This is a genomic window from Streptomyces sp. NPDC058470, assembly GCF_042721055.1.
GTDB lineage: Bacteria > Actinomycetota > Actinomycetes > Streptomycetales > Streptomycetaceae > Streptomyces.
Genome location: NZ_JBHXMF010000088.1, coordinates 21,695 through 28,338, shown reverse-complemented (window position 1 = coordinate 28,338; position 6,644 = coordinate 21,695). Strand labels below are relative to the sequence as shown.

General features: G+C 69.9%; 6 protein-coding genes. 5 read left to right on the top strand and 1 reads right to left on the bottom strand.

The features are described from left to right. Positions 1–153: 153 nt before the first annotated feature. The 3 genes from ACFWP7_RS39425 to ACFWP7_RS39415 are packed head-to-tail and all read left to right on the top strand — an operon-like array spanning position 154 to position 2,059. Positions 154–999 (top strand): polysaccharide deacetylase family protein, encoded by an 846-nt coding sequence (locus tag ACFWP7_RS39425; protein WP_384392363.1) that lies wholly within the window; start codon positions 154–156, stop codon positions 997–999. A 31-nt stretch (positions 1,000–1,030) separates the two neighbouring features. Then, a complete protein-coding gene (locus ACFWP7_RS39420; protein ID WP_384392360.1) occupies positions 1,031–1,207 on the top strand; it encodes a hypothetical protein in 177 nt (58 codons plus the stop codon). Positions 1,208–1,264: 57 nt separating this feature from the next. Beyond that, entirely contained in the window at positions 1,265–2,059 is a 795-nt protein-coding gene (locus ACFWP7_RS39415; protein ID WP_384392357.1) for a peptidyl-tRNA hydrolase, read from the top strand. A gap of 378 nt (positions 2,060–2,437) precedes the next feature. Here ACFWP7_RS39415 and ACFWP7_RS39410 read toward each other — a convergent pair whose 3' ends face one another. Then, entirely contained in the window at positions 2,438–3,649 is a 1,212-nt protein-coding gene (locus tag ACFWP7_RS39410; protein WP_384392369.1) for a glycosyltransferase family 2 protein, read from the bottom strand. 701 nt (positions 3,650–4,350) lie between these two features. Here ACFWP7_RS39410 and ACFWP7_RS39405 point away from each other — a divergent pair. Both ACFWP7_RS39405 and ACFWP7_RS39400 read left to right on the top strand, forming a co-directional pair. Beyond that, the gene (locus tag ACFWP7_RS39405; RefSeq protein WP_384392354.1) at positions 4,351–5,139 is read left to right on the top strand and encodes a DUF4142 domain-containing protein; all 789 of its coding nucleotides are present in this window, start codon (positions 4,351–4,353) and stop codon (positions 5,137–5,139) included. A gap of 186 nt (positions 5,140–5,325) precedes the next feature. Beyond that, positions 5,326–6,636 carry a DUF692 domain-containing protein gene (locus tag ACFWP7_RS39400; RefSeq protein ID WP_384392351.1) on the top strand — a complete coding sequence of 437 codons (1,311 nt, stop codon included), beginning with the start codon at positions 5,326–5,328 and terminating at the stop codon, positions 6,634–6,636. Positions 6,637–6,644: the final 8 nt, after the last annotated feature.

Here is a 6,644-nt window from a genome sequence, read left to right as displayed (position 1 = left end):
GTCCTGTCGTCACATTCCCGTCTGCCTCGCGACGCCATCCGGGCGACGACGGGAATGTGACGACAGGACCTAGCCGGGTGACTTCCGGAGCACGTCCGGCGGCACGCGCCGATAATACGCAAATAGCCACATTCACTCCTATATCTTCATCGGGTGATCATTTCAGTAACGCGATTCGCCGCGGTCTGCGCCCTGGGCGCTGTGCTCGCCGCCTGCGGGGCCCCGGACCCCCCGCCCGCTCCCCGCAAGGAACGCCCCGCGCCCGCCGGCGCCGCACCGTCGCAACCCCCGACGCTCGCCCCGGGCCCCAACGGCCTGACCCCCGTCTTCAACAACGGCCCGCGAACGCGCGACAAGACGGTCGCGCTGACCTTCGACGCGGACATGACCGCGGATCAGGGGGACAGAGCGGCAGCCGGGGAGCACTTCGACAACCCGCGGCTCATCGCCACCCTGCGGCGCTTCAAGGTGCCGGCCACCGTGTTCATGACGGGACGGTGGGCCGAGGAGTACCCCCAGGAGGCAAGGTCCATCGGACGGGACCCCCTCTTCGAGGTGGCGAACCACTCGTACAGCCACTACGCCTTCACGGACGACTGCTACGGCCTGCCGACCGTGCCCGAGGTCAGGATGCGGGCGGATGTGAAGCGGGCGTACGCCTCCTTCAAGAAGGCGGGTGTGCCCCGTGCGATGCCCTACTTCCGCTTTCCGGGCGGGTGCTACGACCAGCGTGCGCTGCGGACGCTGAGCACGGCCGGGGTGACGGCGGTGCAGTGGGACGTGGTCAGCGGGGACGCGTTCGCCACGGACGCGGATGCGGTGGCCCAGGAGGTGCTGGACGGCGTGCGGCCCGGTTCCGTCGTCGTCATGCACTGCACGCGAAGCGCGGCTCCGGCGACCGAGCAGGCACTGCGGACGATCGTGCCCGAGCTACGGAAGAGGGGGTTCCGCTTCGTCAAGGTGTCCGAGCTGATCGGGACGGCGACCCACCAACGGTAGGCGGCCCGGTCATCCGTCCTACGCTGGAACCATGAGCGACGACTACTGCGGCACCCGAGCGGACCCGGCCCCCACCGACGAGGGGCCGCCGTTCGCCGAGTGCGTCCTGTGCCGGAAGCCGACGGAGTATCCGGAGTCGTACAAGGGGATCACCCTGTGCCCCGTCTGCGAGTGGCAGGAGGCACAGCGCATGGCCTGTTCGGGCTGACCGGTCGCAGCTCGACGCCGTACCCGCGCCCCTCCGCGGACGGACCGGCACCCACGGATGAACCGATCTTCCGCCTGGCAGACTGGAGGCGTGAGCAGCGACCCGACCGCAGTTGATCCGGCCCCCGCGGGCGACAGCCCCTTCCGTTCCGAGCGCACCGCACGCGACGAGGCACCTCAATTCGTGCTGCCCCTGGTCGTACGCATCGAGAAGGCCGCGCCCCCGGCCCGTACCGACGCTCTGGAGACCGCGGCCCGCGCCGTGCTGACCATCCTCAGCGACGAGCGCTCGCTCGGGGAGGGCGAGAGCGCGGGTGAGTGGGCGCAGGCGATCCGCGACTGGCAGGACGCCCGGATCCGCAAGGTCGTACGGCGGGCTCGCGGCGCCGAGTGGCGGCGGGCCGCGGAACTGCCGGGGATCACCGTGACCGGGAAGTCCGCCGAGGTGCGCGTCTTTCCACCGATCCCGCTGGACGGCTGGCCCAGGGAACTCGCCAAGCTCCAGGTCTCCGGCACCGACCTCGACGACCCCGAGCCGCCGGCGGACGCCGACCTGACGGCGCCCGTGCTGTGGCTCAACCCCGACCTCGACATGTCGGCCGGCAAGGCGATGGCGCAGGCGGGCCACGGCGCCCAACTCGCCTGGTGGGAACTGTCCGACGAGGAGCGCACGACCTGGCGCGACGCCGGCTTCCCACTCGCCGTCCGCACCGCGGACCCGGCCCGCTGGCGTGAACTCACCACCTCTGGGATCCCGTTGGTCCGCGACGCGGGCTTCACGGAGATCGCGCCCGGGCTGACTGTTGCAGTCGACGATCCGCGCATCGGCCTGCCGCGCCCGCAGCGACCGTGACGGGCCGCCCACAGCGCCGCAGACGGGATCAGCCCCGCCCCTCCACGGCGGAGAAGGCGAAGGGAGGACGCCGGAACCCGTCCCTCCAGAGGCTCGTGATCCTCCGGCGGGACGGGCGCCTGACAAGGCGCCGTGTCAGCGTTGGGCGCCCGCTCAGTTCACGAGAACCCCTCCGCCTGGGAGTAACAAGCAGATCCGAGAGTGCGCAAAGGGCGAGCCCGCGGAGGCAACCAGCCTCCAGGCGGGCTCAGTCGGGGCTCGGTCCCGGTTGCCCGCCCTACCCGATGACGGAGCACCTCGGCACCTCACCGGTACCGGGCCGCGGCGCGTTCTTGTGACCGACGGCATGCCGGTGGCATCCGCCGGGCCGGCAGGGGATCATCTGCGGGTCCGCAGTCTCCGTAAGTGTCTGCGGGCCTTCCGCGCCGCCCGGCGGGCGAGGGACGGCCGGGGCTTCGCCGATGGCATCACCCGCCGGCTTCCGGACCAGTCCGGCACGGTGACCACGTACGCCTCGTCGGGGATACCCGTCCGCCGGTCGCGGAAATGCGGATAGGCGAGGTGCATTCTGCCCGCCCTGCCGTGATGGACAACTTCCGGCACCGTCTTGGCGTGGATGAATTCCAGTAGGCTCTTCAACGAATCCAGCCTGCCCAAGGCAACACAGGTGAGAACCAGCCGCTCCCCGACCTTTATCCGGTCGGCGACGCCCTTGGTCCAGTACGCCGCGACCATCGGAGCGGCCAGGTCCATCTTGTGCCGCTGCTCTTCCTCCGGCCGATTCAGCAAGCCGACCCCGAATTGCTGCAGCAGCCCGACCGTGAAGGGTCTGACCATCAGCTGATCGCGCTCGGCACCCGGCGGTACGAGTCTTCCGATCAGAATCATCAGCGCGTGGATCGCCTCGAAGCGCCCCGTATAGCTGCCTCTTCGGGTCGCGTGCTTTCCGTCGTCGCGGCCCACAAGGTAGTAGCAGACATAGTCGGCGACGACGGACACGCCTTTGCCGCTCAGATACGCCTCCATCGTGAAGAGCGCGTCCTCGCCGGTGGCGAGGGCCTCGTCGAATCTGAGGGCCAGTCGCAGGATCAGTTCCCGCCGGAACAGCTTCTGAGCGCTCAGCGTGAAGATGACCTTGGAAGTGTAGACGTCAGCGCGCTCCTGTGTCCGGGTGAACATCGACCTCGGGACGCCGCGGTTGACTCCCTCCATCTTGCCGAGCACCACATCCGTGCCGGCGCGGTCGGCCATTGCGACCATCCGCTCCAGGGCTTCGTCCCCCAGATAGTCGTCGGCATCCAGAAAGAAGACGTAACGGCCGCGAGCCAATCCCAGGCCGACGTTGCGCGGCCCACTGGGACCACCGGAGTTGGCCTGCCGCAACACCCTGGTAGGCACCTTCGACACGGCGGCGAACTGCTCAAGGTACTCACCGGTGCCGTCGCTCGACCCGTCGTCGACGGCCACGATCTCAATTCGGTCTGCGCCCAGCGTCTGCGTCTCGACCGATTCCAGACAGCGGACGAGATAGGGCATGGCTTCATAGGCGCCGACGACAACTGTGACGTCGGGCACAGGTTTGCTATTCATTAAACGGCAAGACAACCGACGGTAAACGAAGGTTGTCCGGAATTACATGATCCGGATATCGTGACCGGTAGGAGACCTTCCGATTGACATCGACCCGTACAGGGATCTCCGCGGAGGAGAATGCGGGCGGACGGAATTCGATACCGCCACAACCCTCGGGACTGATGCATTTTCAGCCGCCGAGATGGCCTGATTGCGTGATCGCGTGATCGCGTGGCGATACAGACGGTTGAACCGAGGGGGAACGAGGAGCACGGCCCCGGTCGGCCAAGGTTCTCGAGCCTTGATCACGAACAGGACGTGGCCGCCTCGCTCGGCGCCGGGCTCGACCTGCCGGGGCACGTCCTGGACGCGGCGATGGCCGTCGCCCGGCTGGTGCCCACGGATTCGGCGGGGCGGGGGCCGGGGTTCGCGTGCGCGCCCGCCCTCGGTGTACCGGCCGGCTCCGACGCCCTGGACGAGGCGCGGCGCCTGCTGGGCCGCGCCCCGGAGACGTGGCCGGTGCCGAGCCGACCATTCCGGACGAGCCGAGGCCGTGCCCCAAGCCGGAGTCGAGGCCGGACCATTGATCGCTGATCGCTGATCGCTGGCCGCAAAGAGGTTTGAGTGGACGTTGAACAACACATCCGCCCCGCACGTACCTCTTGGCGCTGGCCAAGTACAGACACTCAACGAACAGTTGGGTTCCCGGGAGGCTCAATATGCGGCGTATCAACGGTACCGTCCTCGTCTTTGCGGCACTAGTCGCCACCGTCGGCGCGCTCGCGTTCCCCGTATGGTCGTACGCGGACCGCTCAGGCACCGGACAGGCGAATGTGGCGGCGGCCACCGTGAACACCCAATGGGGTCCGCTGACCGCCCAGGACCGCGATCTGATCGTCCGTGTACGGCTCGCCGGTCTGTGGGAGCTGCCGGCCGGACAGCAGGCGCTCGAACGCGCGCCCTCGCAGGCGATCAAGGACGTGGCCGACCACCTCATCGTCGGCCACACCGACCTCGACAAGCGGGTCCGGATCGTCGCGGCCCAGCTCGGCGTCGCACTGCCGAACCAGCCGAACGAACTGCAGACCGGCTGGCTCAAGGAGATGACCGCGGCAAGCGGCACGGACTACGAGTACAAGTTCGTGAACCTGTTGCGGGCCGCGCACGGAACCATCTTCCCGGCCATCGGCACCGTCCGGAACACCACACGGAACACCCTGGTGCGCCAGCTGGCCTCGGACGCCAACCAGACCGTGCTCGACCACATCACGATGCTGGAGAAGACCGGGCTGGTCGACTTCGACGCCATCGCCAACACCGCGGCGAACGCGACCACCGCCAGCCCGACCGGCCCCCCGCCGCCGGTCCCCGGCCAGCTGGCACCCTCCGCACCGGTCGCCGAGGCAACCGGCGACGTCTCGACCACGTCCCAGCCCTCCCCCGGCGAGCCGGGCGCGGTCAACACCGGCCGGCCGGAGCCGGTGGATTCGGACGGCGTACTGGGATAGGCCTGTCCGCTGGACCCTCCCGGCGTCCGGACTCGAACCTCAAATGTTGCTCTGAACGTGACGAGCGCGAGGTTCGGAACCGGACGCCGGGGCCATACCCCCCTCACGCCGGAACAGCGGACCGCCGAAGCAGACGGACACAGCCGATCCCGGTGAGGCCGTGCACGCGGAGTGAAGGAGGGGACGATGGAGCGACTGGGGACGGGCATCGGATGGCGGCCGGAGATAGCGGACGCCGTGGAGCGCATGCCGGGCATCGACTGGGTCGAGGCCGTGGCCGAGAACCTCTGCCCCGGGCATCTCCCCGAGTCGCTGCTGCGCCTGCGTGAACGCGGGGTCACGGTGATCCCGCACGGTGTCTCCCTCGGCCTGGGCGGCGCGGACCGGCCCGACGAGGCACGCCTCACGGCGCTGGCCGAACGGGCCGAGGCGCTGGTCTCGCCGCTCGTCACCGAGCACATCGCCTTCGTACGCGCGGGCGGGCCCCTGACGGCCTCCGCGCACCTGGAGGCGGGACACCTGCTGCCGGTCCCCCGGACCCGGGACGCGCTGGACGTCCTGTGCGAGAACATCCGCATCACGCAGGACGCGCTGCCCGTTCCCCTTGCGGTGGAGAACATCGCCGCGCTGCTCTCCTGGCCCGGCGAGGAGATGACGGAAGGCCAGTTCCTCTACGACCTCGTCGACCGCACCGGCGTACGCCTCCTCATCGACGTCGCCAACCTGCACACCAACCACGTCAACCGCGGCGAGGACCCCGTCAAGGCCCTCGACGAACTCCCCGTCGAGGCCATCGCCTACGTCCATGTCGCCGGCGGTTTCGAACGGGACGGCGTCTGGCACGACAGCCACGCCCACCCCGTCCCGCAGCCGGTCCTCGACATCCTGTCCGAGCTCGCCTCCCGGGTGACCCCGCCGGGCGTCCTGCTGGAACGGGACGAGAACTTCCCCGAGCCCGGGGAGCTGGAGCGGGAGTTGGAAGCGATTCGCGGGACGCTGGAGAAGGCCGGGGCCGCCGTGGAAACGGTGGGACCCACCCTGCGCACACCCGCCTCACCCCTCTCGCCCGTCGGGACCGAGACCGACCCCGCCCGCCAGCACCTCGCCCTCGCGCAGACCGCGCTGCTCTCCGCCCTCGTCGCGGGAACCCCCGTGCCCGAGGGGTTCGACCGCGTACGGCTCGGAGTGCAGGCGCGGGCGCTGGCCGCCAAGCGAGCCGATGTCGTGGCGAAGGTCGCGGCGGAGCTGCCGGAGATCCTGGCGGCGGCATACCGGCCCGCGTTCCTCGCGTACGCACAGGGGCATCCGATGGCCGGCGGCTATCGGCGCGACGCCCTGGACTTCGCCGAGTACCTGCTCCTGGCGGGCCCGGAGGATGCGGAGACCCGGCGGCGGCTGCGCCACTGGTGGCTGGAGCGCTCGGGTCCGGCCCCGTTGTCGGGGCACCCCGCGGCCCGCTTCGCCCGCGCCACCCGCCGGGTGCTGCTGCGCCGCTGAGTACGCGC